20 protein-coding genes, 1 tRNA gene and 1 pseudogene are annotated in these 25,430 nt (G+C 73.4%); 9 read left to right on the top strand and 13 right to left on the bottom strand.

What is annotated here, in order from left to right:
* Positions 1–3: 3 nt before the first annotated feature.
* The gene (locus ACIGAN_RS23615; RefSeq protein ID WP_365086391.1) at positions 4–1,410 is read right to left on the bottom strand and encodes an FAD-binding oxidoreductase; all 1,407 of its coding nucleotides are present in this window, start codon (positions 1,408–1,410) and stop codon (positions 4–6) included.
* 111 nt (positions 1,411–1,521) lie between these two features.
* The gene (hppD, locus tag ACIGAN_RS23610; protein ID WP_365086394.1) at positions 1,522–2,667 is read right to left on the bottom strand and encodes a 4-hydroxyphenylpyruvate dioxygenase; all 1,146 of its coding nucleotides are present in this window, start codon (positions 2,665–2,667) and stop codon (positions 1,522–1,524) included.
* A gap of 123 nt (positions 2,668–2,790) precedes the next feature.
* Here hppD and ACIGAN_RS23605 point away from each other — a divergent pair, with 123 nt between their 5' ends.
* Genes ACIGAN_RS23605 through ACIGAN_RS23575 form a run of 7 tightly spaced genes read left to right on the top strand, consistent with a single transcriptional unit; the run spans position 2,791 to position 7,776 of the window.
* Complete coding sequence (locus tag ACIGAN_RS23605) at positions 2,791–3,261, top strand: Lrp/AsnC family transcriptional regulator (RefSeq protein WP_399860235.1); 471 nt, start codon at positions 2,791–2,793, stop codon at positions 3,259–3,261.
* A 19-nt stretch (positions 3,262–3,280) separates the two neighbouring features.
* Positions 3,281–3,928: an ABC transporter permease gene (locus ACIGAN_RS23600; RefSeq protein WP_399860232.1), complete on the top strand. Its 648-nt coding sequence runs from the start codon at positions 3,281–3,283 to the stop codon at positions 3,926–3,928.
* A complete protein-coding gene (locus ACIGAN_RS23595; RefSeq protein WP_399860229.1) occupies positions 3,921–5,177 on the top strand; it encodes a betaine/proline/choline family ABC transporter ATP-binding protein in 1,257 nt (418 codons plus the stop codon). Before ACIGAN_RS23600 ends, ACIGAN_RS23595 begins: the two co-directional genes overlap by 8 nt.
* Complete coding sequence (locus tag ACIGAN_RS23590; protein WP_399860227.1) at positions 5,174–5,998, top strand: ABC transporter permease; 825 nt, start codon at positions 5,174–5,176, stop codon at positions 5,996–5,998. The genes ACIGAN_RS23595 and ACIGAN_RS23590 overlap by 4 nt, the downstream gene beginning before the upstream one ends.
* Positions 5,995–6,954, top strand: a complete 960-nt coding sequence (locus ACIGAN_RS23585; protein ID WP_399860225.1) for a glycine betaine ABC transporter substrate-binding protein — start codon at positions 5,995–5,997, stop codon at positions 6,952–6,954. The genes ACIGAN_RS23590 and ACIGAN_RS23585 overlap by 4 nt, the downstream gene beginning before the upstream one ends.
* Positions 6,955–7,004: 50 nt before the next feature.
* Positions 7,005–7,589: an ArsR/SmtB family transcription factor gene (locus tag ACIGAN_RS23580; RefSeq protein WP_399860222.1), complete on the top strand. Its 585-nt coding sequence runs from the start codon at positions 7,005–7,007 to the stop codon at positions 7,587–7,589.
* Positions 7,590–7,602: 13 nt separating this feature from the next.
* A complete protein-coding gene (locus ACIGAN_RS23575; RefSeq protein ID WP_362275313.1) occupies positions 7,603–7,776 on the top strand; it encodes a hypothetical protein in 174 nt (57 codons plus the stop codon).
* On the opposite strand, the gene ACIGAN_RS23570 is transcribed toward ACIGAN_RS23575, so the two are convergent.
* The 4 genes from ACIGAN_RS23570 to ACIGAN_RS23555 form a co-directional block, all read right to left on the bottom strand.
* The gene (locus tag ACIGAN_RS23570) at positions 7,773–8,564 is read right to left on the bottom strand and encodes a S16 family serine protease (protein WP_399860220.1); all 792 of its coding nucleotides are present in this window, start codon (positions 8,562–8,564) and stop codon (positions 7,773–7,775) included. The genes ACIGAN_RS23575 and ACIGAN_RS23570 overlap by 4 nt on opposite strands.
* 188 nt (positions 8,565–8,752) lie before the next feature.
* A complete protein-coding gene (locus ACIGAN_RS23565; protein ID WP_365086416.1) occupies positions 8,753–9,394 on the bottom strand; it encodes an IclR family transcriptional regulator in 642 nt (213 codons plus the stop codon).
* Positions 9,395–9,696: 302 nt separating this feature from the next.
* The gene (locus ACIGAN_RS23560; protein ID WP_365086419.1) at positions 9,697–11,496 is read right to left on the bottom strand and encodes a DEAD/DEAH box helicase; all 1,800 of its coding nucleotides are present in this window, start codon (positions 11,494–11,496) and stop codon (positions 9,697–9,699) included.
* Positions 11,497–11,808: 312 nt separating this feature from the next.
* Positions 11,809–13,338, bottom strand: coding sequence for an MFS transporter (locus ACIGAN_RS23555; RefSeq protein WP_399860217.1), 1,530 nt, complete (start codon positions 13,336–13,338; stop codon positions 11,809–11,811).
* A gap of 188 nt (positions 13,339–13,526) precedes the next feature.
* Between ACIGAN_RS23555 and ACIGAN_RS23550 the strand changes: the two genes are divergently transcribed.
* Positions 13,527–13,601: transfer RNA gene (locus ACIGAN_RS23550), tRNA-Cys, on the top strand.
* Between the two features lie 48 nt (positions 13,602–13,649).
* Here ACIGAN_RS23550 and ACIGAN_RS23545 read toward each other — a convergent pair.
* Complete coding sequence (locus tag ACIGAN_RS23545) at positions 13,650–14,234, bottom strand: DinB family protein (protein WP_399860214.1); 585 nt, start codon at positions 14,232–14,234, stop codon at positions 13,650–13,652.
* 218 nt (positions 14,235–14,452) lie between these two features.
* On the opposite strand from ACIGAN_RS23545, the gene ACIGAN_RS23540 reads away from it, so the two are divergent.
* Positions 14,453–15,679, top strand: a complete 1,227-nt coding sequence (locus ACIGAN_RS23540) for an LAETG motif-containing sortase-dependent surface protein (RefSeq protein ID WP_399860212.1) — start codon at positions 14,453–14,455, stop codon at positions 15,677–15,679.
* A gap of 11 nt (positions 15,680–15,690) precedes the next feature.
* On the opposite strand, the pseudogene ACIGAN_RS23535 reads toward ACIGAN_RS23540, so the two are convergent.
* The 6 genes and pseudogenes from ACIGAN_RS23535 to ACIGAN_RS23510 all read right to left on the bottom strand — a co-directional run bounded on the left by ACIGAN_RS23535 (position 15,691) and on the right by ACIGAN_RS23510 (position 25,417).
* Positions 15,691–16,874, bottom strand: a pseudogene (locus ACIGAN_RS23535) (SUKH-4 family immunity protein).
* A 169-nt stretch (positions 16,875–17,043) separates the two neighbouring features.
* Entirely contained in the window at positions 17,044–17,580 is a 537-nt protein-coding gene (locus ACIGAN_RS23530; protein WP_399860209.1) for an AAA family ATPase, read from the bottom strand.
* Positions 17,580–19,889 (bottom strand): xanthine dehydrogenase family protein molybdopterin-binding subunit, encoded by a 2,310-nt coding sequence (locus ACIGAN_RS23525; RefSeq protein WP_399860207.1) that lies wholly within the window; start codon positions 19,887–19,889, stop codon positions 17,580–17,582. Before ACIGAN_RS23525 ends, ACIGAN_RS23530 begins: the two co-directional genes overlap by 1 nt.
* Positions 19,886–22,648: a 2Fe-2S iron-sulfur cluster-binding protein gene (locus ACIGAN_RS23520; protein WP_399860205.1), complete on the bottom strand. Its 2,763-nt coding sequence runs from the start codon at positions 22,646–22,648 to the stop codon at positions 19,886–19,888. Before ACIGAN_RS23520 ends, ACIGAN_RS23525 begins: the two co-directional genes overlap by 4 nt.
* Positions 22,645–23,538, bottom strand: coding sequence for an FAD binding domain-containing protein (locus ACIGAN_RS23515; RefSeq protein ID WP_094052215.1), 894 nt, complete (start codon positions 23,536–23,538; stop codon positions 22,645–22,647). Before ACIGAN_RS23515 ends, ACIGAN_RS23520 begins: the two co-directional genes overlap by 4 nt.
* A 259-nt stretch (positions 23,539–23,797) precedes the next feature.
* Positions 23,798–25,417, bottom strand: coding sequence for a beta-N-acetylhexosaminidase (locus tag ACIGAN_RS23510; protein WP_399860435.1), 1,620 nt, complete (start codon positions 25,415–25,417; stop codon positions 23,798–23,800).
* Positions 25,418–25,430: the final 13 nt, after the last annotated feature.

The following is a 25,430-nucleotide window of genomic DNA, read 5'->3' as shown; positions in this document are numbered from 1 at the left end:
GCGTCAGAACAGTTTGCCCGGGTTGAGGATGTTCAGCGGGTCGAAGGCCTGCTTCACGGCCCGCTGCATCTCCATCCCGACGGGCCCGATCTCGCGCGCCAGCCACTCCTTCTTCAGCACGCCGACGCCGTGTTCGCCGGTGATGGTGCCGCCGAGTTCCAGGCCGAGGGCCATGATCTCGTCGAAGGACTCGCGGGCACGGCGGGACTCGTCCGGGTCGGCCGGGTCGAAGCAGACCGTCGGGTGGGTGTTGCCGTCGCCGGCGTGGGCGACGACGCCGATGGTGAGCCGGTGCTTCCCGGCGATCCGGTCGACGCCGTCGAGCATCTCGGCGAGCCGGGAGCGCGGTACGCACACGTCGTCGATCATCGTGACGCCCTTGACCGCCTCCAGGGCGGTGAGCGACAACCTGCGGGCCTGCAGGAGCAGTTCGGACTCGGCGGCGTCGTCGGCGGGGACGACCTGGGTGGCGCCGGCGGCCTCGCACAGCGCGCCGACGGCGGCGAGGTCGGCGGCCGGGGCGGTGGTGTCGAAGGCGGCCAGGAGCAGGGCCTCGGTGGTCTCGGGCAGGCCCATCTGCGCCAGGTCGTTGACGGCCTTGACCGTCGTACGGTCCATGAGTTCGAGGAGTGACGGGACGTGGCCGCCCTCCATGATGCGGCACACGGCGTCGCAGGCGGCGGCCGCGGAGGTGAACTCGGCGGCCAGGACGAGCTGCTGGGGCGGCTTGGGCCGCAGCCCGAGCACGGCCCGGACCACGATGCCGAGCGAGCCCTCGGAGCCGACGAACAGCCGGGTCAGGTCGTAGCCGGCGACGCCCTTGGCGGTGCGGCGGCCGGTGGACATCAGCCGCCCGTCGGCGAGCACCACGTCCAGGCCGAGGACGTACTCGGCGGTGACGCCGTACTTGACGCAGCACAGGCCGCCGGAGGCGGTGCCGATGTTGCCGCCGATGGTGCACATCTCCCAGCTGGAGGGGTCCGGCGGGTAGTACAGGCCGTGTTCGCCGACGGCTCTCGACAGGGCGGCGTTGATCACGCCGGGCTCGACGACGGCGATGCGGTCGACCGGATTGATCTCCAGGATCCGGTCCATCTTCGTCAGGGAGAGCACGATGCAGCCGTCACAGGCGTTGGCCGCGCCGGACAGGCCGGTGCGGGCGCCCTGCGGGACGACCGGGACGCGCAGCGCGCTGGCGGTGCGCATCACATGCTGGACCTGCTCGGTCGTGCGGGGCAGGACGACGACGGCGGGGGTGCCGGCCGGGCAGAAGCCGGCCATGTCGTGGGCGTAGGAGGCCGTGATGTCGGGATCGGTGAGCACCGTCTCGGCGGGGAGGCCGCCGAGCAGCAGGTCGACGAGGTTGCCGGTCCTGTCGTCGCGGGGCGCTTCGATACGGCTCATGATCACAGGTTCGCATCCGGGGCCACCGGTGTGAACCCCGGCGGCGCCGGCTTGGCCTGTCCGGGGCGTGCGGGTGTCCGGTGACTCCCGCACGCCCGGCATCGTCGTGCCGTCGGGCTACAGGTTGCCGCGGCGGGCCTGCTCGCGCTCGATCGCCTCGAACAGGGCCTTGAAGTTGCCCTTGCCGAAGCCCATGGAGCCGTGGCGTTCGATGATCTCGAAGAAGACCGTCGGGCGGTCCTGGACCGGCTTGGTGAAGATCTGCAGCAGGTAGCCGTCCTCGTCGCGGTCGGCCAGGATCTTCAGCTCGCGCAGGGTGTCGATCGGCACGCGCGTCTCGCCGACCCACTCGCCGAGCGTGTCGTAGTAGGAGTCGGGCGTGTTGAGGAACTCCACGCCGGCCGCGCGCATCGTGCGGACCGTCTGCACGATGTCGTTGGTGTTGAGGGCGATGTGCTGCACGCCCGCGCCGCCGTAGAACTCCAGGTACTCGTCGATCTGGGACTTCTTCTTGGCGACGGCCGGCTCATTGATCGGGAACTTGACCTTGAGCGTGCCGTCGGCGACGACCTTGGACATCAGGGCGCTGTACTCGGTGGCGATGTCGTCGCCCACGAACTCCTTCATGTTCGTGAAGCCCATGACCTTGTTGTAGAAGCCGACCCACTCGTTCATGCGGCCGAGCTCGACGTTGCCGACGCAGTGGTCGATCGCCTGGAAGGTGCGCTGCGCGGGCGGCTCGACGATCGGCTGGGCCGCGACGTAGCCGGGCAGGTAGGGGCCGTCGTAGCCGGAGCGCTCGACGAGGGTGTGGCGGGTCTCGCCGTAGGTGGCGATCGCGGCCAGGACGACTGTGCCGTGCTCGTCCTTCAGCTCGTACGGCTCGGCGACCGAGCGGGCGCCGTGCTCCAGGGCGTAGGTGTACGCGGCGCGCGCGTCCGGGACCTCGATGGCGAGGTCGACCACGCCGTCACCGTGCTCGGCGACGTGCCGGGCGAGGAAGTGGCCCCAGTCGGTGGCGGGCTTGATGACCGAGGTGAGGACGAAGCGGGCGGAGCCGTTCTCCAGGACGTAGCTCGCGGTCTCGCGGCTGCCGTTCTCCGGTCCGGAGTAGGCGACCAGCTTCATGCCGAAGGCGGTGGAGTAGTAGTGCGCGGCCTGCTTGGCGTTGCCCACGGCGAAGACGACCGCGTCCATTCCCTTGACCGGGAAGGGGTCGGCCTGCCGTGCGGTGTCGGGAGTGTGGTGTGTGGTCTGCGTCATAGCCGCAGGGTCTCCCCGCCTCGCAAGGTGCGCAATAGTTTGCGTTTCTGCTGGGCAATCTGTTCAGCAATACGGCCGAAGGACCGGCCTTTCTGTACAGGATGACCACTTCGGGAGGCTGCTGTGGCGATCGATCAGCTGGACGGCCGGGTCATCCTGCTCCTCGCCCGTGAGCCGCGGATCGGGGTGCTGGAGATGTCCCGGCGGCTGGGCGTGGCCCGGGGCACGGTGCAGGCCCGGCTGGACCGGCTTCAGTCGAACGGAGTCATCCGCGGATTCGGCCCCGAGGTGGATCCGGCCGCGCTCGGCTATCCGGTCACGGCGTTCGCCACGCTGCAGATCCGGCAGGGGCAAGGAGCCGACGTACGGGCCCACTTGGCGGGTGTGCCGGAGGTGCTGGAGCTGCACACCACGACCGGCACGGGAGACATGCTGTGCCGGCTGGTGGCGCGGTCCAACGCCGATCTCCAGCGTGTGATCGACCGGGTCGTCGGTTTTGATGGCATCGTCCGGGCCTCCACGGCGATCGTCATGGAGAACCCGGTTCCGCTGCGGATCATCCCGCTCGTGGAGCAGGCCGCGGAGGAGACCTGACGTCATGGGGTGAGCGCGTGTGAACTTCTGGGAGTACCTGGCAGGCCGGCACCAGCAACTGCTCACCGACGCCTACCAGCACGCCGGCGCCGTCTTCCAGTGCATGGTCGTCGCGACCCTGCTCGGGGTGCTGATCGGTGTCGCCACCTACCGCAGCGAGTGGGCCGGGAACCTCGCGACCACGACCACCGCCACCGTCCTGACCGTGCCCGCGCTCGCCCTGATCGGCCTGCTCGTCCCGGTCGTGGGTCTGGGGGTGGCGCCCACGGTGATCGCGCTGACGCTGTACGGGCTGCTGCCGGTGGTCCGCAACACCGTCGTCGGGCTGCGCGGGGTCGACCCGGCGCTGGTGGACGCGGCCACGGGCATCGGGATGTCCCGCCGGGCCCGGCTGCTGCGGGTCGAGCTGCCGCTGGCCTGGCCACCGATCCTGACCGGCATCCGGGTCTCCACGCAGATGCTGATGGGCATCGCCGCGATCGCCGCGTACGCCTCCGGGCCGGGCCTGGGCAACGTCATCTTCCGCGGACTCGCCTCGCTGGGCAGCGCCAACGCGCTCAACCAGGTCCTCGCGGGCACGCTCGGCATCATCGTCCTCGCGCTGCTGTTCGACGCCGGGTACGTCCTGATCGGGCGGCTGACCATTCCCAGGGGGATCCGTGGCTGAGACCGGCGGCCACGGTGCCTCCATCGAGCTGGAGGACCTGAGCAAGCGGTTCCCCGGCAGCGCGCAGCCGGCCGTGGACAACGTGACCATGGAGATCAAGGCGGGCGAGGTCGTCGTCCTGGTCGGCCCCTCGGGCTGCGGGAAGTCGACCACGCTGCGGATGATCAACCGGCTGATCGAGCCGTCCGGCGGCCGGATCCGCATGGGCGGCGAGGACGTCACCGACATCGACCCGGTCGGGCTGCGCCGCAAGGTCGGCTACGCGATCCAGTCCGCCGGCCTGTTCCCGCACATGACGGTCGCCCAGAACATCGGCCTGGTCCCGAAGATGATCGGCTGGCCCAAGGCCCGGATCCGGGAGCGGACCGAGGAACTGCTCGACCTGGTCGGGCTGGATCCCGGCGAGTTCCACGGCCGCTATCCGCGCCAGCTCTCCGGCGGCCAGCAGCAGCGCGTGGGGGTGGCCCGGGCGCTCGCGGCCGATCCGCCGGTGCTGCTGATGGACGAGCCGTTCGGGGCGGTGGACCCGATCACCCGGGACCATCTCCAGGACGAGCTGATCCGGCTGCAGCACGAGCTGCGCAAGACGATCGTGTTCGTCACCCACGACTTCGACGAGGCGATCAAGCTGGGCGACCGCATCGCCGTACTGCGCGAGCGCTCGCACATCGCCCAGTTCGACACGCCCGAGGCGATCCTGACCAACCCGGCGGACGACTTCGTCTCCGGCTTCGTGGGCGCCGGGGCGGCGCTGAAGCGGCTGAACCTGACCCGGGTGCGGGACGTGGAGATCACCGACTACCCGACCGTCACGGTCGACGACCCGCTGCAGCAGATCTTCAACCGGCTGCGGGCCGGCGGCACCAACGAGGTCCTGATGCTCGACCGGCGGGGCCGCCCCTACAAGTGGCTGCGGCGCGGCGACCTGATGCGCGCCAGGGGCTCCCTGGCCCGCGCCGGGCAGCTGGTGCACGACACGGTGACCCGGGACGCGACCCTGCGCGACGCGCTGGAGGCGGTGCTCACCGACAACGCGGGGCGCGTGGCGGTGACCGGGCGGCGCGGCGAGTACACGGGCGTCGTCGACATGGAGACGCTCATGAACTCGGTGCACGAGATGCTGGAGGCCGACCGGCTCGACGCGATGGAGCACCAGCACGAACTGGAGACGCTGCGGGCCGCGCAGACCCAGGCGGAGCAGGAGGGGGCCGGGGGCGCGCCGGGCGTGGGCCGGGGAGGGCAGCGGTGAGGGCCACGGCGGCCGAGGAAACCTCCGGGCCTCGCGGACCGGAGGCCTCGGAGCCCGCCGCGGGACCGCCCCCACCCGAGCGCCGGCCCGCCCGGGTGGGCTGGCGGAAGCTGACCTTCCTGCCCGTCGGCCTGATCGCCGTGTGCCTCGCCACCTGGCTCTGGTTCGAGCAGGCCGACCTGGACGCGCTCACCCGGAACGCCCTGGCGGGCGGCCAGGTGTCCAAGGCGCTGTGGCAGCACATCCAGCTGACCGCGATCTCCACGTTCTTCGTGCTGGTCATCGCGATCCCGCTGGGCATCCTGCTGACCCGCGGGGCGTTCCGCAGGGCCACGCCGGTGGTGATGGCCCTCGCCAACACGGGCCAGGCGACCCCGGCGATCGGCCTGCTCGCCCTGCTGGTGATCTGGCTGGGCATCGGCCGCCGGGCCGCCCTGATCGGCATGATCCTGTACGCGGTCCTGCCGGTGCTGTCCAACACGATCGCGGGGCTGAAGGCGAACGACCCGACCCTGCTGGAGGCGGGCCGCGGCATCGGCATGTCCCCGATGGGCGTGCTGACCCGGGTCGAACTCCCCCTGGCCGTCCCGCTGATCCTGGCGGGCGTGCGCACGGCCCTCGTCCTCAACGTCGGTACGGCGACCCTGGCGGTGTTCGGCGGGGGCGGCGGGCTGGGCGTGCTGATCACGACCGGGATCACCAACCAGCGCATGCCGGTGCTGGTGCTGGGGTCGGTCCTCACGGTCGTCCTGGCGCTGCTGGTGGACTGGCTGGCCTCGCTCGCCGAACTGCTGCTGCGGCCGCGGGGGTTGCGGCCATGAGGGGCCGGCTGGGGTCGGCCCTGCTGCTGGTGGCGGTCTCCGGGTGCGGCCTGACCAGCGGCTCCCCCATGGCCGACGACGTCCGGCCCGGGTCGATCGGGCGGGGCGAGCCGCTGAAGGGCGCGAGCCTGACGGTGACGTCCAAGTCGTTCACCGAGGGCCTGATCCTGGGCGCGATCATGGGCATCGCCCTGGAGGCGGCCGGGGCGGAGGTCCTCGACCGCACGGGCATCCAGGGCTCCATCGGCAGCCGCGAGGCGGTGCGCAAGGGCGACGCGGACGCCGGGTACGAGTACACGGGCACGGCCTGGATCACCTACCTCGGGCACAGCGAGCCGATCGCGGATCCGCGGCGGCAGTGGGAGGCGGTGCGGAAGGAGGACGCGGCGAACGGGCTGGCCTGGCTGCGGCCGTCGTCCCTCGACAACACCTACGCGCTGGCGATGAACCAGCGGAACGCGAAGAAGTACGGCACGAAGACCATGTCGGACGTGGCGAGGCTGGCGAAGTCGGACCCGGGCGCCGTGCGGCTGTGCGTGGAGGTCGAGTTCGCGAACCGGGCGGACGGGCTGCCGGGCATGCAGCGGCGGTACGGGATGGACCTGCCGGCGCGGAACGTCACGCAGATGGACACCGGGATCATCTACACGCAGACGCAGAAGGGCAGTTGTCCGTACGGCGAGGTGTTCACGACGGACGGGCGGATCAAGTCGATGAACCTGGTCGTGATGGAGGACGACCGGAAGTTCTTCCCCAACTACAACGCCGCGCCGATGGTCAACGCCAAGACGCTGAGGGAGTGGCCGGCGATCGCGGACGTGCTGGATCCGGTGACGGCCCGGCTGGACAACGCGGTGGCGCGGGAGCTGAACGCGAAGGTGGACGTGGAGGGGGAGGACCCGCACGAGGTGGCACTGGACTGGATGGTGGCGGAGGGGTTCGTCCGGGAGGAGTAGGGAGTTGCAAAGAAACCCTTGCAACGATTCCTTTGCAAGGATACCTTTGCATGGTGACGGAATCCCGGAAACCAGAAGTACGGCAGCTCGACGCCCGGTCCCTGCGGGGACTGGCTCATCCGCTGCGGATGCAGCTGCTGATCGCGTTGCGACGCGGCGGACCGGCCACCGCCTCGCAACTGGCCGAGAAACTGGGCGAGTCGAGCGGCGCAACCAGCTACCACTTGCGGCAGCTCGCCGCGCACGGGTTCGTCGCTGACGATCCCGAGCGCGGCAAGGGGCGCGAGCGCTGGTGGAAGGCGGTGGACCAAGGCGTCCAGCTCGACGAGACCTTGATCAAGGACCCGGATCCGGCCGTGCGCGGAGCCGTCGCCCTGTTCCGCTACGAACTGGCGAACGTGCACACCCGAGAGGTGGCGACCTGGCTCGGCACCACGAACGACTGGGCCGAGGAATGGGACGGCGCCACCGATCTGAGCGACTTCACCCTACGGCTCACTCCTGAACTCGCCCGTGAGCTGATCGGCAGGATGCACGAGCTCGTGCAGAGCTACCGCCCGCTCGCCGAGGGCACCCCGGACGCCGAAACAGTGCGCGTCCACACGCACGTCTTCCCCACCCGGACGAAGCTGTGAGAGGCCACCACCCATGCACCCCGACATCCACCTCGCCCTGCACCACGCCCGCGCCGCCGACCTCCGTGCCGAGGCCGGTCTCCGGCCGGCGCGCCGCAGCGACCTGCGGACGCGTCTGGGCTGGACCCTCGTCGAGGTCGGGCTGAAGCTCGCCACCCGGCCCCGGCAGGCCGCCGCCGCCGTCTAGCAGCTCGGCACGGCCCCCTTGCCCGTCTGCAGGGCCAGCAGGGAATTGACCGTGCCCTTCAGCGTCGTGACCGGGATCAGCCGCAGGCCCTTCGGCAGTTCGGCGCGCGCGTCGGCGCACTCCGCCTTCGGCACCAGGAACACCGTCGCGCCGTCCCGCCTCGCGGCCTGCGTCTTGAGGGCGACGCCCCCGACCGCGCCGACCGTGCCGTCCGCCTCGATCGTGCCGGTACCGGCGATGACGCGGCCGCCCGTGAGATCGCCGCCCGTGCCGTCGCCGTCGAGCTTGTCGACGATCCCGAGGGAGAAGAGCAGCCCCGCGCTGGGCCCGCCCACGTCGGCGAGTCTCAGGCTGACCTTGACGTCATCGGCGTCGAGGCCGAGGTATCCGAGCGCGGCCTGGGTCGCCGCGTCCTGGGACTGCTTCATCTGCTTCTCGTTGTGCCGCTCGATCTCCTTGACCGTGTCCCCGCGCGGGTAGAGGGCGTCGCGCGGCATGACGGCCTCGTCGGTGCGGAACCAGCTGTCGAGGACGTCGGGGAGGGAGACGCGGGTGTCCGGCGAGGTCGCGACGATGGTGGTCATCCGCAGCTCGCCCCGGGTCTCGCGGGTCGGCGCGCCGGCGATGGTGATCACCGGCTCGCCCTTGTGCTCGCCGAGCACGTTCGCCGTCTCACCCGGCTGCGCCACCGAGAACGGCAGCGGCGCGAACACGGCCGTGGCGATCAGGGCCACGGCGGGCAGGGCGCAGACGGCGAGGGCCTGGGGGCGCGTGAGGCGAGAGAACACGGGATCAATCTAACGCGGGGGCGCCGGACCACCGGGGCCAGGTCACCGGGCCCCTGTCAACGGGCCCTTGTCACCGGGCCCCTGTCCCGAACGCGGGTCGGCGTCCTCGCAGGCGCGCGGTCCGGGCGGCCATCCCGGCCACGTCGGACGCCCCGGACTCCTCGGACTCCCCGGCGCCCCGGCCGGTGTCAGCGCAGTGCTTCCGCCACCTCGCGGGCCGCCTCGACGACCCGCTCTCCGACCCGTTCCGGTACGACGTCGGCCAGCATCACCACACCCACGCTGCCCTCGACCCCCGTGACGCCCAGCAGCGGGGCCGCCGCCCCGCACGCGCCCGCCTCCAGCTCACCGTGGGTGAGGGTGTAGCCCGGGTCCGCGCGCGGGTGCTGCCGGGCCGCGAGGATGGCCTTGCCGGCGGCGCCCCGGTCCAGCGGATGCCGGAACCCGGCCCGGTAGGCGACGTGGTAGTCCGTCCAGGTCGGCTCCACCACGGCCACGGCGAGGGCGTCCGCCCCGTCGACCAGGGTCAGGTGCGCCGTCGCGCCGATGTCCTCGGCCAGCGACCGCAGGGCCGGCATCGCGGCTTCCCGCACCAGCGGATGGACCTGCCGTCCCAAGCCCAGCACACCGAGCCCGACCCGGGCACGTCCGCCCAGGTCACGGCGTATCAGTGCGTGCTGCTCCAGGGTGGCGAGCAACCGGTACACCACGGTCCGGTTCACGCCCAGCCGGACGGACAGCTCGGTCACGGTCAGCCCGTGGTCCGTCTCGGCGAGCAGCTTGAGGACCCGCAGTCCCCGGTCGAGCGTCTGGGAGGTCTCCGCGGTCACGACGCCCACTCCTTAGTGGTGAGGTCGGCGGCCCCTCTGGTCGGCGGATGCGTCGCCGAGTCCCGTCGGCGACGCGCTCCTAAGGCCGCCGATCGGCCGGCGGCCCGGCCTGTCCGGGCCGCGTCGCTTCACGGCTGCGCTCCGCGGCGGCGCTGCCACGGGGCGTGTGCGTAGCGGGACAGTAGCGAAGGGGGTTCGCTGAGCGGAAGGCTCCGTCCAGAATCCGGGCACGGCCCGCGGCGTACTGCTTCACTTTGGGACGGTATGCGCGCCCCCCAGGTTGTGGAGCCCTGCCCGGGGCGTCACTTCATGCGGGTGGCCCACTCCTGCACCTTGGCGATGCGCTGCCGCAGCTGCCCGGCCGTCGCCTCGGCCGCCGGCGGTCCCCCGCAGACGCGCCGCAGCTCGGTGTGGATCACGCCGTGCGGCTTGCCGCTCTGGTGGACGTACGCGCCGACCATGGTGTTGAGCTGCCGGCGCAGCTCCATCATCTCCTTGTGGGAGACCACCGGCCGCCGCTCGGCGGGCAGTTCGAGCAGGTCGGCCTCCTCGTCCGGCTTCTTGCGGCTGTGCGCGATCTGCCTCGCCTGCCGCTTCTGCAGCAGCAGTTGCACCTGGTCGGGCTCCAGCAGTCCCGGGATGCCGAGGTAGTCCTGCTCCTCCTCGCTGCCGGGGTGGGCCTGCATGCCGAACTCGGCGCCGTTGTACATGACCCGGTCGAAGACGGCGTCGGACTCCAGCGCCTCGAAGGGCAGCATGTCCTGCTCGCCGGTGTCCTCGTCCTGCTCCCGGTTCGCCTCCTCCATCTCCTTCTCGGACTCGGCGTAGGGGTCCTCCTCGCCCTCCTTCTTGGGCTTGTCGAGGACGTGGTCGCGCTCGCGCTCCATCTCGTTGGCGAAGGAGAGCAGGTCGGGCACGGTCGGCAGGAACACGGACGCCGTCTCGCCGCGCCGCCGGGACCGTACGAAACGGCCGACGGCCTGCGCGAAGAACAGCGGCGTGGAGATGGTGGTGGCGTACACGCCGACCGCGAGCCGGGGCACGTCGACGCCCTCGGACACCATCCGCACCGCGACCATCCACCGGTCGGTGTTGTTGCTGAACTCGTCGATCCGCTCGGAGGCGCCGGAGTCGTCGGACAGCACCAGGGTCGCCTTGCTGCCGGTGATGTCCCGGATGAGCTTGGCGTAGGCGCGGGCCGAGTCCTGGTCGGAGGCGATGACGAGCGCGCCGGCGTCCGGGATGGACTTCCTGACCTCGGTGAGCCGCTGGTCGGCGGCGCGCAGCACGGCCGGCATCCACTCCCCGCGCGGATCGAGCGCGGTCCGCCAGGCCTGGCTGATGGCGTCCTTGGTCATGGGCTCGCCCAGCCGGGCTTCGATCTCGTCGCCGGCCTTGGTGCGCCAGCGCATGTTGCCGCTGTAGGAGAGGAAGATGACCGGCCGGACGACGTTGTCGGCGAGGGCGTTGCCGTAGCCGTAGGTGTAGTCGGCCGCGGAGCGCCGGATGCCGTCGTCGCCCTCCTCGTACGTGACGAAGGGGATGGGGTTGGTGTCGGACCGGAAGGGCGTACCGGTCAGCGCCAGCCGCCGCGTCGCCGGCTCGAACGCCTCCAGGCAGGCCTCGCCCCAGGACTTGCTGTCACCGGCGTGGTGGATCTCGTCGAGGATGACGAGGGTCTTGCGCTGCTCCACGCGGTTGCGGTGCAGCATGGGCCGCACGCCGACACCGGCGTAGGTCACGGCGACCCCGTGGTACTCCCGGCCGAGCGGCCCCGCGCTGTACTCCGGGTCGAGCTTGATCCCTATCCGCGCGGCGGCCTCGGCCCACTGCTTCTTCAGGTGCTCGGTCGGGGCGACGACGGTGACCTGCTGCACGACGTGGTGGTGCAGCAGCCACGAGGCCAGTGTCAGGGCGAAGGTCGTCTTGCCGGCGCCGGGGGTGGCGACCGCCAGGAAGTCGCGCGGCTGCTCCTGGATGTACTTCTCCATCGCGCCCTGCTGCCAGGCGCGCAGCTTGCTGGCGGTGCCCCACGGGGCGCGGCCGGGGAACGCCGGGGAGAGGTGGTGCGAGGCAGTGCTGGTGCCGGCGGTGGTAGTCACGGTCTCCGTTGGGGGTCGGGCGGCTCGTGCGAGGAGCCTGACGGCTCGGCTACGTATGACAACCGGGCCACCCTACCGGCGCGCCCGGCCGGCCGACGCGCGGACCGGGCCGGGTCACGCGCGGGTGGGACCGACGTCACAGCTCCCTGCGAGGGGGTGCAGCAGGGCGGTGGCCTGCTCGTGCAGGTCGCCGAGGGCGGACATCTCCGAGGCCACGGCCGGGGGCGAACGGAAGGCGACCGCTTCACGGCCGGTACTCCTTGACGACCGGCACTCCCCTACGGCCGGTGCTCCTTCACGGCCGGCGCTCCTTCACGGCTGGTGCTCCCGCAGCCGGGTCGACACCCAGACGCCCAGCAGGGCCACCGCCGCCATCGGCAGGAACACCGCGGCGAAGGCGGCGGGGTGGGAGCCGAAGGTGTCGGTGGCGGTGTGGGCGACCGTGCCGCCGCCCAGGGCCGCGAAGGCGGCGCCGCCGGCGGACAGGAGGACGACGTTGGACAGGCCGTCGGAGATCTGCAGCGCGGCGGAGTTGCTGCCGGCCTCCTCCGGGGCGGACAGCTTCAGCAGGAGCACGCTCGTGGAGGAGATGACCAGCCCCATGCCGAAACAGCCGACGCCCCAGGCGACGGCCAGGGTCCAGACGGGCACCGGGTCGGCCAGCACGCTCGGCGCCGTGGCGATGGCCGCGGCGACCAGGAGCATGCCGACGGTCGTCAGCCGCTCCCGGTACGGTTCGAGCCGCGGCCGCGACTGCACCCAGGACCCCAGCGCCCACGTCCCACCGCCCGCGGCGAGCGAGAACCCGGCCAGGGTCGGGCTGAGCCCGCGCTGGGTGACCAGCATCAGCGGCACGAAGGACTCCGCGGCGATGAACGATCCCGCCGCGACGCCGCGCAGCAGCACGACCGACGGCAGCCCCCGGGCGGCCCGGTAGGTGCCGCGGGGCAGCAGACCGAGCACGGCGGGCACGAGCAGGGCCACACCGAGCACCCCCGGCAGGAGCGAGAGGGGACGCAGGTCCTGCGCGGCGTACTGGAGGAGCCCGGCGCCCAGGGAGATGGCCAGGGCGAGCCGGATGCGGCGACGGTCGAAGGAGACCCTGGGCCCGCCGGCCGCGCCAGCCTTCTCCGCCGCCCCGGCCGGTCCTTCCACCGCCCCGGACGGTCCCTCCGCCGCCCCGGCCGCGTCCGGACCGCCCGCCGGACCGGACGCGCGGCGCCGGATCTGCGGCAGGGCGAAGGCGAGCGGGAGCAGGACCAGGACGGGGATGCCCACGAACACCCAGCGCCATCCGAGCCGCTCGGTCACCGTGCCGGCGGCGAGCGGGCCGACGATCGACGGCACGATCCAGGCCGCCGCGAAGGCCGCCATGATCGCCGGGCGCAGCCGTTCCGGGTAGGCCCGCCCGACCACCACGTACAGCGCGACGATCACCATCCCGCCGCCGAGCCCCTGCACGGCCCGTCCCAGGATGAACACCCACATCGCCCCGGCGGTCCCCGACAGCAGCAGCCCGGCGCCGAAGGAGGCGATGCCCGTGGTCAGCGGCGCGAGGGGGCCGTGCCGGTCCGACCACTGCCCGGCGAGCACCATCCCGAACAGGCTGGTCGTGAAGTACCCGGAGAAGGCGAACGCGTACAGCGAGATCCCGTCCAGCTCACGGGCCGCGACGGGCATCGCCGTGCCGACGGCGGTCGCCTCGAAGGCGATGAGCAGCACGACGGAGACGATGCCGACGCTCAGTGCCCGGTACCCCTGCCCGAGGACGCCCTCTCTCTCCTCCGCGAGGGGGGTCGGTGCATCCACGACATCGGCGTCACGCGGCTTGGAGTCAGGCATGCCCGCCAGCGTAAGGTCCACGCGGCACTGTGACCCCTGTCGCAAGACGGTCCCCGCCTGAGACCTTGGTCGTACGCCCTTCATGAACGCCGTGTGGCAGTCACGTTGCACCGCACCGGATGCCCTTGAGCCCGCCACCGGGCCGGCCGTACGGTCACTGCACCGAGTTCGAGCCCAGGCCCGAACAAGGCCGTGTGCCCGAGTGGTTCAGGGGCTCGCCTGCAAAGCGAGTTACGTGGGTTCGAATCCCGCCACGGCCTCCAGCTCTTCGACGTGATCGAAGCCGTCACCCTGCTGCGTGGCGCAGCCCCCTACGCCCCGGCCGACGCGGCCGATCTGGCGGCCCGCTCGATCTTCGCGCAGTGGACGGCGCGGGCTTCCTCATCGATCTGCGTCTCGTGCTCGGGGCGCATCCCGGTTCGGCCGTCGACGCCTTCGCGCAGGATGTCGGCATGCCCGGCATGCCGGTTGGTCTCGCCGAGGACGTGGACCAGGACGGCGAACAGGTTCGTGCCGGAATGAGGATCCGGCCACCAGGGCACGTGGCCGGGGGCATCGAGGGAGAGCTCGTCGATCGTCGTGTCCGCGTGTTCCCACGCGCGCCGGTAGAACTTGATGATCTGATCGCGGGTCTCGCCCTCAGCCGCCCACAGATCGCTGCCGTCGTGGTCCTGCCACCGGGGCAGCGGCAGCGGGAAAGGGCGGTCGAAGACCTCGCCGAAGTACCTGGCCTCGACGCAGGCCACGTGCTTGACCAGGCCGAGAAGGTTGCTCCCGGTCACCGTCAACGGCCGTCGGGCGTCGTATTCGGACAAGCCGTCGAGCTTCCAGAGCAGCACCTCGCGGTCCCGGCGCAGTCTCCCGTGGAGGTTGGCCTTCGCGAATTCATCGATCATGCGGCATGAGCCTGCCATGGGCCGTCACCACAAGCCGGGGAACTTCCTTCGGATCGACCCGCCGGCAGAAGGCGACTGAGGTCGAGGAGCCGGCGCGGAGGGCCGGACGCGAAACGGTGGACCGGTGCACAACCCCGAGTGCCTCTCAGGTGTCCAGGACATGACCGGTAGCCGACGCTCCGGTCCGTCATGTCCACCGTTTCGACGAGGAGAACCCCGTGCACCTGCGCCCCCCGGCAGCCGTCCTGGCCGCTGCCGTGATCGCCGTCGCCGGACCCGCCGCAGCCGCTCCCGCGGCGTACGCCGAGGAGGGCGGGCCGGACCTGGTCGTGTCGACGCTTCCGGCCGCGTCCCTGAAGCCGGGCGAGGTGTACGACCGGTCCGTCACGCTCACCAACAAGGGCACGGAGGCCGTGGACGGCGTGACCTTCCGGGTGCGTCTGACGCGCGGGCTCGACTTCCCCGAGCAGGTGAAGGGCTGCACCTACTCCACCGTGCGGGACCAGGTCAGGCAGGCCCTGTGCGAACTCGACACGGTCGTCGAGCCGGGCGCCTCCGTCACCACGCCCGTCCGGTTCAAGGCGCTCGGCAAGGCGCTGATGGAGGCCGTCGAGTACGGCACCGGCGCGAGCGGCGACGCGCCCGGTGAGGGCTACGACGACAGCCACCGGCGGATGACCCTGACCGCGGACAACACCGCCGACCTCGTCGCGGTCGGCGAGGACACGGAGGCCCTGGCCGGCGAGCAGCAGTCCGTCACGGCGACCCTGCGCAACGACGGCCCGGGCTGGGTGCAGAACCAGGACAGCGACGACCTCCCCGGCCTGCTGGTGCAGATACCGCCGGGGACCACCGCCGTGCAGGTGCCCGAGGACTGCGCGCCGTTCGGGATCGACGGCCCGAGCGGACCGCAGGGGACCCCGGGCAAGCCGAAGTACGTGTGCTGGCCCGGGGACGGGACGCTCGACGTCGGCCAGTCCCTGTCCTACACGTTCCTGCTGGACATCAAGGAGTCCGCGCAGGACACCGAGGGCAAGGTCACCGCGTCCTCCGTCTACGGCATCGCGCCCGCGTACGACAAGAACCGCGCCAACAACACCGCCCTGATCCGCATCGACCTGCCGAGCGACTACGAGCCCGCGCCGAGCCCGTCGGACGGCGCCGACGGTGGCGGCAACGGCGGCGGCGACAACGGAGGCAACGGCGGCAACGAGCCGGAGGGTCAGGCCGCCGGCGGCACCGGCGGCACAACCTCCCCCTCGGCCACGACCGGCACCTCCGGCGGATCCGGCGGCACGACGGCCGGCGGCTCCACCGGTGGCAACCTCGCCGCCACCGGCTCCGACGGCACCCCGCTGCTCGCCGGTGCGGCGGCGGCCGCCGCGGTGATCGGCGGCGGTCTGGTGTTCGCCGTGCGCCGCCGCAACGCCTCCCGGTCCGCCTGACGGCCGGCCGCTCAGCGCACTCCGCCCGCCTCGTCCTGGAACACGGTCGTCCCGTAGTGCCGGGACGAGGCCGGCGTCATGCTCCCGCGGTATCGACCGCCGACAGGACCTGGAGCATCGTCATGGCCAGCTGGTCGTAGGCGTCGGTCGTCAGCGCGTGGCCGGACTGCTCGTCGATCGCCCGCTCGCGGTGCAGGAGCCAGAGCGTGCAGGCGAGGGTCGAAACGTCCGTGTTGAGGGGGTGGAGCGTCGCTTCGGGTTCGCTCCAGTCGAGGACCGCGCCCGTGGCGCCGTCGACGACCAGGCTGTGGTCCTCGGTCAGGTGGCCGAGGCGTATCAGCCGGCCGGCGCCCGCGGGGAGGCGCGCCGGGGTGCCCGCGTCGGCGTGGAACTCGGCCAGGGTGGCCAGCGGGACGTCCGTGTCCAGGGAGAACGGGTGGACGTCCTCCGGGAGGCCCACCTCGCGCAGGAAGCGGCGGGTCGGCTCGTGCGTGAGGGTCGCCGGGAAGTCGACGTCCTCGAAGCGCGCCACCTTGCCGGGGCCGAACTCCTGGTCCAGGAGGCGGTGCGGGAGGTCCAGACCGAGGCCGGAGGCGCCGGAGCGGCCGGCGACGAGGGACAGGGGGCGGATCAGGGCCGCCGGCTTCCGCAACGAGGCCGGTTCGCCGCCCGTGCCGTCCCGGAAGACGGACAGCAGGTGCCGGGAGGCCTCCGCCACCGCCGGGAGCCCGTAGCGGCCCGCGTAGGAGGCGAACTGGCCGCGCAGCCCCGCCAGTTCGTCCGTGGCCTCGGCGAAGCGGACCAGGGTCCGCAGCGAGGGCGCCACCGGGCGGCGGTCCAGCGGGCCGGGCCGGTCGTGCAGGAGGTACGTCGTCGGGATCCCGCCCGTCGCACCGTCCAGCAGGACCGGCTCCGTCCCCAGGCCGGCGCGGCCCAGCAGCCCGCCTGTCACCAGCTGTGCGGCCAGCTCCGCCGCGAGACGGTCGTCCGGGGCACCCGGGTCGCCCGAATCGCCCGTGGCATCCGACAGCGCGCGCAGGCCGTCCCGGCGCGGCCCGTCGACGCCCAGCACGCCGCTGCCGGCCGGCAGGCCCGGTCCCGTCAGCCAGGGCCGCGTCGACGCGTGCGTGACCCACGGGTCCAGCGCGGACTCGGTCAGGGTGATCACCGCGGCACCGGCGTCGGTCGTAGTCATGGGCTCCCCCGCATGCGCTTGCTCCCGTCCCCTGGCGGAGCACGGCGGACCGCCCGGCCGGGCCCGGCAGCCGTCCCCCACTGACCGGAACACTACGCCCCACCACTGACAACGCCCCGGAACAGCGACGCGCGCCCGGCGATGAGCACGCGTCCACCCCTCAGGACGCTCAGCCGACCCTCGCGCGTTCCCTTCCCGCGAGAATCGCCTCGACCGTCTGCCCCACCGTCAGCTCCGAGGTGTCCAGCCACAGTCCGATCCGCGGGGTCCGCGTGCGCAGCGCCTCGTCCAGCGCGCCGACGGTCCAGCCGGCGCCGTAGCCGGTCTTCGGGCGCGCCGCCTCCCGCGCGGCCACCGTCCCGGGGCGCGGCGCGAGGACGACCACGTACAGCGGGCTGGTGCGCACCAGGGCGGTGTACCTTCCCAGGTTCTCGCCCAGCACCACGTCCTGGACGATCGCGGCGAAACCGGCCTCGGCGTACGCGTCGGCCGTCGCCGCCGACAGCCGGTGCCGCAGGAGCAGTTGGGCCCGCGCCTCGCCGCCCGCGCCGGGGACGTACTCGGCGCGGCCCGTCACGATCATGCGCCGGAACGCGTCCCCGCGGACGTGCGCGGCCCTCGGCAGGGTCTCCGCGAGCGCCTGGGCGACCGTCGACTTGCCGGCCGCCATGACGCCGGTGACGAGGACGACGCCCGTGAGGGACATCAGGAGCGTTCCGTCACCACCGCCGCCTGGGGGCGGATCGGCAGCCGGTTCACGGGGCGGCCCGTGGCGGCGCGCACGGCGGAGGCGACGGCCGCCGGGGAGGCCACCACCGGCACCGCGCTGACCGCCTTGGCCCCGAAGGGCGCGACCACGTCCCGCTCCTCGACCAGCCGCACGATGCGGATGTCGGGCGCGTCGAGGGCGGTCGGCAGGGCGTACCCGGTCAGGTCGGGGTGGCGGATCAGGCCGCGGGGCGTGCGCAGGTTCTCGGTGAGCGCGATGCCGACGCCCTGCGTGACGCCCGCCTCGATGCGGGCGGCGAGCTGGGCGGGGTTGAGGACCCGGCCCACGTCCTGGGCGACGGCCAGCTCCACGACCCGTACGGAACCGATCTCGATGTCGACGTCCACCACCGCGCGGATCGCGCAGAAGGCCATGCCGACGAAGGCGTCGCCCTGGCCGGACTCGTTGAGCGGCTCGGTGGGGTGCGGGCGGCACTGGGCGGTGGCCCACAGTTCCTTGCCGTCCAGCGCCTCGGTGACGGTGGTGGACAGGACGCCGTCGTACGAGGTGATCTTGCCGTCGGTGATCTGCAGCAGTTCCGTGGACATGCCGAACTTGTGCGCGAGCGGCTGGAGGAGCTGGGTGCGGACCATCTTGGCCGCGCGCTCCACCGCCCCGCCCGACACCCAGGTGTGCCGGCCGCGGCAGCCCGCGCCCGCCGGGGGCTGGTCGGTGTCGACGGGCGCCACGTGCACCTCGTCGATGCCGAGGGTCTCCTGGACGATCTGCCGGGCCAGGGTGGTGAAGCCCTGGCCGGTCTCGACGGCCGCGCACAGCACCGTCGCGACGCCGTCGTGGACCTTCACGGTCGCCGTGGAGACCTCGTCCGCGCCCTCCGCGCCGAGCATGTGCACCATGCCCACGCCGTAGCCCACGCCCCGGCGCACGGCGCCCGGTTCGCCCGCGCCCTCGGGGCCGCCGGGCAGCAGCCACTCGTCCTCGGGGGTGTCCTTGGGCAGCGGCGGCAGCGGGAAGTCCCGGACGGCCTGGAGGAGTTCGGCGACCGGGGCCGGGCAGGTCACACTCTGGCCGGTCGGCAGCACGTCACCGGTCGCCATGGCGTTGCGCAGGCGCACCTCGGCCGGGTCGAGGCCGAGCTTCTTGGCGATCTTGTCCATCTGCGCCTCGTAGGCGGCGCAGACCTGCACGGCGCCCTCGCCGCGCACATGGCCGGACGGGGGGTTGTTGGTGCGCACGGCCCAGCCCTCGATGAAGGCGTTCGGGACGACGTACGGGCCGCAGGCGAAGGCGACGGCGGCGGCCAGCGCGTCGCCGGAGGTGTCGGCGTAGGCGCCCGCGTCGAGCAGGATCTGCGCCTCGACCTTGACGAGTCTGCCCTCGGCGTCGGCGTGGTGCCGGTAGCGCAGCAGGGTGGGGTGCCGGTGGGCGTGGCCGAGGAAGGACTCCTCGCGCGTGGCGGTGAGCTTCACCGGGCAGCCGGTGCGCAGCGCCAGCAGGCCGAGGGGCAGTTGGAAGCCCTGGTCCTCGCGGTCGGCGGTGGCGCCGGGCACGCCGGTGACGACGACCTTGACGCGTTCGGGTTCCAGACCGAAGGCGGCGGCGGCCGCGTCGCGGTCGGCGTGCGGGTCGGTGGAGGCGAGGTACAGCTCCACGCCGCCGTCCGGGCGCGGTACGGCCAGGCCCGCCTCGGCGCCGATGGGCGCGGGGTCCTGGCGGCCGATGCGGTACAGGCCCTCGACGACGATCTCGCCGGCCGCCTCCGGGTCGCCGTGGTGCAGCGGGATGTGCCGGATCAGGTTGCCGTCGGGGTGCAGCGGCTCGGCCTCGAAGGCCTGCTCCGGGTCGGTCACCGGGTCGAGCACCTCGTACTCGACGATGACGGCGGCGGCCGCCATGCGCGCGGTGTCGGGGTGGTCGGCGGCGACGGCGGCGATGGGCTCGCCGTGGTGGCGCACGACCTCGGAGGCGAAGACCGGGCGGTCGGCCTTGCCGCGCCCGTGCAGCGGGCTGCCGGGGACGTCCTCGTGGGTGACGACGGCGCGGACGCCGGGCATCTCGCGCGCGTGGGTGGTGTCGATGGAGACGATGCGCGCGTGCGGGTGCGGGGAGCGCAGCACGGCCGCCCACAGCAGGCCCTCGGCCCACAGGTCGGCGGCGTAGGGGAAGGTGCCCTCCGTCTTGGCGCGGGCGTCGGCGGCCGGGAGGGAGGCGCCGAGGCCGTGCGGCAGCGGTTCGGGTGCGGGGGCGGCCTCCGCGGCCTGCGCGGTGGCTGCTTCGTTGCTCACGCCTGGCCTCCGTCCTGGCCGTAGGGCTGGTCGTGCGGTTGCGGAGAGTGCGGGTGCGGGGAGTGCGGGTGCGGGGAGTGCGGTTCGGACGCGTGCGGGTGCGGGGGCGCTCCGAAGGCCGACGCGTTCACGCCACCGGCGCCCGGGCCCGCCTGGTGCGGGATGCGCGGCTCGTCGCCGTCGCCGTCGCCCGAGGCGCCGTGCGCCTCACGTTCGGCGACGACCTCCTTGACGGCGTCGACCACGCCCCGGTAGCCGGAGCAGCGGCACAGGTTGCCGCACAGCGCCTGACGGGTCTCCAGCTCGGTGGGGGCCGGGTTGCCCTCCAGCAGGTCGTGGACCGTCATCGCCATGCCGGGGATGCAGAAACCGCACTGCACGGCGCCGCAGCGCGCGAGCGCCCGCTGCACGTCCGACGGCTGCCCGTCCTCGGCCAGCCCTTCCACGGTGCGGACCTCGCTGCCGGCGGCGGTCACGGCCGGGACCAGGCAGGACGCGACGAGGCGCCCGTCGACCTGGACGTTGCACGCCCCGCACTCGCCCTGCGAGCAACCGTCCTTGGCGCCCGCGAGACCGAGCCGTTCGCGCAGCACGTACAGCAGGGACTCGCCGATCCACGCGTCCGTGACGGGGCGTTCGGCGCCGTTCACGCGCAGGACGTAGGAGGCGAGGGGGTGCTCCTCCTGTGGTGCGGCGGGGGCGGCGGCCGCGTCCTGGGAGGTGGCGGAGGGGTCCTCGCCGGGCGCCTCGCCGTCGGCGGCCGGGGCATCGGCGGCCTGGGCTTCGGCTGCCTCAGGTACGGCGTCCGGTGCGGTCTCCGGTCCGGACTCCCGCCGTGTCTCCGGTCCGGACTCGGGTCCCGTCTCCGGTCCGGACTCCGCTTCCGGCGGGAGTGGCCCGGCGTCGGACCCGGCCGGACCGTCGGCGCCGTCCACGGCTTCCTCGGCCCCTGGGGCGTCGTCCGCGCCCTCGGCGGCCTCGGGTGCCTCACCGGGGCCGCCGACGGGCGCTGAGGCCTCCTGAGCGGCCTGCGCGGCCCCGACGGCGTCGGCGTCCCGTTCGGCCGCCGGCCCGGACCCCTCGGGGGCCTCGCCGGGAGTCTGCCCGGAGTGCCCGGCGTAAGACTGGGCGGCCTCCGGCTCGGCGGCGGCCCGGCCCGGCCCGTGAGCGGGTACGCCCGGCTGCGACGGCCCGTGGCCGGGCAGCCCCGGCTGCTCCACCTGGTGACCGGGTACGCCCGACCGGCCCGGCCCGTCCCCAGTCGGCTCACCGGCCGGCCCATGGCCGGACAGGTCCGGCCGCTCCGGCCCGTGCCCGGGTGCGCCGGTCCGCTCCGGGGCATGGCCGGGGAAGCCCGCCGACGCCTCGTGACCGGCGTAGCCGGAGGGGCCCTGCTCGTGACCGGCGGGGCCCGAGGACTCCCGCGTGGGGGAGGCGAAGTCGGCCGGTTCCTGCCCCTGGCCGGCGAAGCCCGAGGTCTCCCCCGCGTGTCCGGCGGAATCGGAGGACTCCCCCGCCCGGCCGGCGAAGCCAGGGGACTCGGGCCCGTGACCGGTCAACTCGGCGGACGGAGCCCCGTGGTCGGCGAGGCCGGAGCCGTCCGGTCCGTGACCGGCGGTCTCCGCACGGTCCGGCCCGTCGGCAGCGGCGCCCGAAGGCGCCGAGGGAACGTCGGTGAAGCCGTGGGCGTCCGCCCCGGGAGCCGCGAAGCCGGACTGCCCGGGCGCGTGGCCGGGCGTCGTCGGTTCAGCGGCGTGACGCGGTGCCGCGTGCTCGTCCGGCCCCGCGCCGTGCGGCAGCTGGGTGGCGTGGCCCGGGTCCGTCTCGTGCGGCAGGGGTCCGGCGGGCGGTCCCTCCGGGGCGTGCGCGCCCCGCGTGCCCGGCTCCGCCGGGTATCCGGAGGCGGCGGGTCCGGCGTCCTCGGGCCGGCCGTGTCCGTGGCCCTGCCCGGGCGGGAAGCCCTGCCCCCGCTCAGCCCCGTGCCCGTGCCCCGGGTCGTGGCCGCTCCCCGGGTCGTGGCCGACGCCCTGGTCGTACCTCTGGCCCGGTTCGCCCCCGTGCGGGTACGTCCCGTCCTGCCCCTGCGTGTCCTGCGGATCCTGCTGCCCCCACGGCCGGCCGGCCGCCTGGGTCGCCCACGGGGCGGGCGCGCCGCCCGGGAGCGTGGCCGGCGGCGTGCCGCCCCACTGCTCGACCAGTGACGACGTCGTGAACTCGCCGGACTCGTCCGGCAGGTCCCCCCCGGCGACGGGAATGGACCACTGCCCGGTCACGTCGTGCCCGGGCGCGGTCTCCGTCGCCGCGGGCTCCTCGAAGGTCCACTGCCCGGTGACGCCCGGGTCGTACGTGAAGCGGTCGTCATTGCCGTGCTGCCCCGCCCCGGCGCCCGGGCCGTACGGCGTGCCGTAGGGCGCCTCGGAGGTGCCGTACGGCTGCTCCCCGGCGTCCCGGCCGTGCTGCTGGTGCGCCGCGTGCGGGTCGTGCCACTGGGCGCCGTCGACGGGCGCGCCGGGCACCGGCCAGGTGCCCGTGGCCGCCGGGTCGGTGCCCGCGGTCGTGGCGGGGGCGACCGTTATCTGCGGCGGTACGTAGCCGTGGCCCGGCGCGGCGAGCGGGCTGTCGGCGGCCAGCAGGGCGTCGACGCCCCCCTCGGGCAGCTCCACGAAGGCGGTGGCGCCGTCGTCGTACTCGCCCTGGGGCAGCGGGTCCCAGCGGCTCCCGCTGCGGGGCGTGCCCTCTCCGTGCTGGTCGTCGGTCACGACAGCGCCCTCCCCAGTGCTCGTCGGGCCAGCGCGGCGACGGTGCGCCGCAGGTGCAGTACGGCGGGCGGGAGCTGCGGTACGGAGCCGTCCTCGCCCGGGGCCGCGTCGGGGATGCAGGCCGCGGCGACGTACTCCCCGAAGGCGTTCAGGGCCTCGGGGACGAGTGTGCGGCTGTTGTCCCAGTCGATGAGTCCGCCGACCCACTGCTCGGCCTCCAGGGGCCGCAGCGGCATCGGCGCTATGGCGCCCACCGCGCAGCGCACGCCCCGGCGCGCGGGGTCCAGGACCAGCGCCACGGAGGCGACCGCGCGGCCCGGGCCGGTGCGGCCGGTCGCCTTCAGGAAGACCTGCGGGGCGTGCAGCAGCGGCACGCGCACGTAGCCGATGAGTTCACCGGCGCGCAGCATGTCCATCCCCGCCAGCAGGTGCGACACCGGAATCTCCCGGCGGGCGCCGCCCGGGCCCGCGATGATCAGGGTCGCCTCCAGGGCGGCCAGCACCGGCAGCGCGTCCCCGGTGGGGGCGGCCGAGGCGATGTTGCCGCCCAGGGTGCCCGCGTTGCGGATGTGCGGCGGGCCGGCAGCGCGCGCGGCGGCGGCGAGCGCCGGGATCAGGGCCGCGAAGTCGGGGCGTCCCATGCGCGCGTGCGTGAGGCCCGCGCCGAGCAGCGCGTGGCCGTCCTGGTACTGCCAGCCGCGGATCTCGCTGATCCGGCCGAGACCCACCAGCGCGGCGGGCCTGAGCTGCCCGGAGTTGACGGCGGCCATGAGGTCGGTGCCACCCGCGACGGGTACGGCGGCGGGCACGGCGGTGAGAGCCGCGACGGCCTCGTCCAGCGTCGTGGGCAGCGTGACGGCCTGCGCCGCCTGCGGTGCGTGCGTGGTCAAACCGGCTGCCCCTTCCCGCTGCCCCACCTGGTCCCACCTGTGCTGCCGTACGGTACGTGCTGACAGGGCGGACGTGGCAACTCTGGCACATCTTGGCGAGAGCCGAAGACACGGGTCCGCTAGGAGGCATTCGCCCACCTCATCGGGGAGATGGTCCGTTTTCGCACGGGTTCACCAATGCATGCCGATTGGCACTTTCGGTGACCCTTGTGCGCTTTTTCCGTGGCCTGTTCGAGCTGTTCGGGAGGGGCGGCCGGTGCTACCGGCGGGGCGGCGGACCGTCGATCGGGCGGCCCAGCACCCCCGGTCGCCGCTGCCAGGGCAACGGACCGGCGGGTGGCCGGTACGCGACGCCCAGGGCGTCGAGCCGCCGGTAGTGGGCGGCCATACGGCGCTCGAAACCGGCGAAGTCCCGTTCCGCCGGGGCGGGCAGGGCGCTCCAGGCGACCTCGCACAAGGCGGCGAGCCGGGGGAACGCCTGGTAGTCCACGCGCGCCTGGTCCTCCATCACCTCCGTCCACAGGTTGGCCTGGGTGCCCAGCACGTGCCGGGCCTCCTCGGGCGTCAGCTCCGGGGGAACGGGCTCGAACCGGTAGACGTCCTCCAGGGTGCGCACCCACCCGATCGGTACCGGCTCGTCGGGGCCCGGTGCCTGACGGTGGTCCAGGTACACCTGCTGCTCGGGGCACATGACGACGTCGTGGCCGGCCCGGGCGGCGGCGATGCCCCCGGCGTAGCCGCGCCAGGAGGACACGGCCGCGCCCTCGGCGAGACCGCCCTCCAGGATCTCGTCCCAGCCGATCAGCCGGCGCCCGCGCGCGGCGAGCCAGGTGTCGAAGTGCCGGACGAACCAGGACTGGAGCTCGTCCTCGTCCGCGAGCCCGAGTTCCCGGATGCGCGCCTGGGCCGTCTCCGACCGCCGCCACTGCTCCTTGGGGCATTCGTCGCCGCCGATGTGGACGAACTCCGAGGGGAACAGCGCCAGCACCTCCTCGAGGACACCCTCGTAGAAGCGCAGGGTGGTGTCGGTGGGGGCGAGTACGTTCGGGTTGATTCCCCAGGTGTCCCAGACGGAGAGCGCGGAGGTGTCGATGACGTCGGTGTTGCCGAGTTCCGGGTACGCGGCGATCGCGGCCTGCGAGTGCCCGGGTACGTCGATTTCGGGGACGACGGTGATATGCCGCTCGGCGGCGTAGGCGACGATCTCCCGGATGTCGTCCTGGGTGTAGTAGCCGCCGTGCGGTTTCTCCTCCCACAAGGGGGAGGCGCGGTGGCCTGTTTTGGTCCGGGCGCGCCAGGAGCCGATCTCGGTCAGCCGCGGGTGCCGCTCGATCTCGACGCGCCAGCCCTGATCGTCCGTCAGGTGGAAGTGGAAGACGTTGAGTTTGTGTGCCGCCATCAGATCGAGGTAACGCAGCACGCCTTCCTTGGGCATGAAATGCCGGGCGACGTCGAGCATCAGGCCGCGCCAGCGGAACCGGGGGGCGTCCTCGACGGTGACGGCGGGCAGCTCCCACGCCCGCCTGCCCGACACCGGCGCGCGGCGGAACGCCTCGGGGCCCAGCAGCTGACGGAAGGTCTGGGCGCCCCAGAACAGGCCGGCCGAGTCGGCCCCTTCGACGAGGACCCGCCCGGCGTCCACCGTGAGGCGGTACGCCTCGGGCCCGCCGAGACCGGGCCGGATCCGCAGCTGGAGCCCGCCCGTGCCGCCGGTGCGCGCGTCCAGCGGCAGGCCGGTCGCCGCGCCCACGGCCGCCCGCAGCCACCGCGCGGCCGGTTCGGCGCCGGGGCCCGCCTCCAGGCCGGTGCCGGTGTCGAGCACAAAGCCGGGCCCGTTCCCGGTCTCGATGCGCACGGGCGCCGGAATCAGGTCGGTCACAGGAGAGGTCACA

Source organism: Streptomyces sp. NPDC085931, assembly GCF_044540565.1.
In the GTDB taxonomy this organism is placed as follows: Bacteria; Actinomycetota; Actinomycetes; order Streptomycetales; family Streptomycetaceae; genus Streptomyces.
Note: the sequence above shows the minus strand (reverse complement) of the source record. Positions and strands in the feature narration are given on the sequence as shown.

Coding starts and splice junctions, on each gene's coding strand:
- ACIGAN_RS23545 (WP_399860214.1), bottom strand. CDS start 14,234: ATGATCGATGAATTCGCGAAGGCCAACCTCCACGGGAGACTGCGCCGG.
- ACIGAN_RS23580 (WP_399860222.1), top strand. CDS start 7,005: ATGGTGACGGAATCCCGGAAACCAGAAGTACGGCAGCTCGACGCCCGG.
- ACIGAN_RS23585 (WP_399860225.1), top strand. CDS start 5,995: ATGAGGGGCCGGCTGGGGTCGGCCCTGCTGCTGGTGGCGGTCTCCGGG.
- ACIGAN_RS23575 (WP_362275313.1), top strand. CDS start 7,603: ATGCACCCCGACATCCACCTCGCCCTGCACCACGCCCGCGCCGCCGAC.
- hppD (WP_365086394.1), bottom strand. CDS start 2,667: ATGACGCAGACCACACACCACACTCCCGACACCGCACGGCAGGCCGAC.
- ACIGAN_RS23555 (WP_399860217.1), bottom strand. CDS start 13,338: ATGCCTGACTCCAAGCCGCGTGACGCCGATGTCGTGGATGCACCGACC.
- ACIGAN_RS23530 (WP_399860209.1), bottom strand. CDS start 17,580: ATGTCCCTCACGGGCGTCGTCCTCGTCACCGGCGTCATGGCGGCCGGC.